The sequence below is a fragment of the Citrobacter sp. Cs237 genome (genome assembly GCF_030332325.1).
In the GTDB taxonomy this organism is placed as follows: domain Bacteria; phylum Pseudomonadota; class Gammaproteobacteria; order Enterobacterales; family Enterobacteriaceae; genus Citrobacter_A; species Citrobacter_A sedlakii.
The window spans coordinates 1-354 of the sequence record NZ_JAOWIB010000039.1 but is presented as its reverse complement, the minus strand read 5'-3'; the positions used below and the strand labels follow the sequence as shown (position 1 = coordinate 354).

The following is a 354-nucleotide window of genomic DNA, read 5'->3' as shown; positions in this document are numbered from 1 at the left end:
GTGACGGTCACTGACACAGTGGTGGTGCCGTCGTTCAGGGCGGTGATATCTGCCGCCGGAACGCCGACGCTCCAGTTGCCCGCCGCATCCACCACCGTGGTGTAGGTTTTGTTGTTAATGGTGACCACTACCGCATCACCCGCCGCCGCACCGGTGACGGCGCCGCTGACCATCTGCGTCTGGCCGTGTTCGGCGCTGTTGATGATATCGTCCGTCGCCACGGTGTTGATGGTCACCACCGGCGCGGCGGTGTCGGCGGTCAGGGTATGGCTGACCGAACCGGTGTTACCGGCGGCGTCTGCCACGCTGGCCGTCACTGCCCCCGTTGTGATGGACGCCACGTCCGCTGCCGGA

General features: G+C 66.1%; 1 protein-coding gene. It reads right to left on the bottom strand.

The features are described 5' to 3' along the window. Positions 1–354 (bottom strand): Ig-like domain-containing protein (locus tag OGY07_RS01250; protein ID WP_286598208.1); only part of this gene is annotated, 354 nt, incomplete at both ends.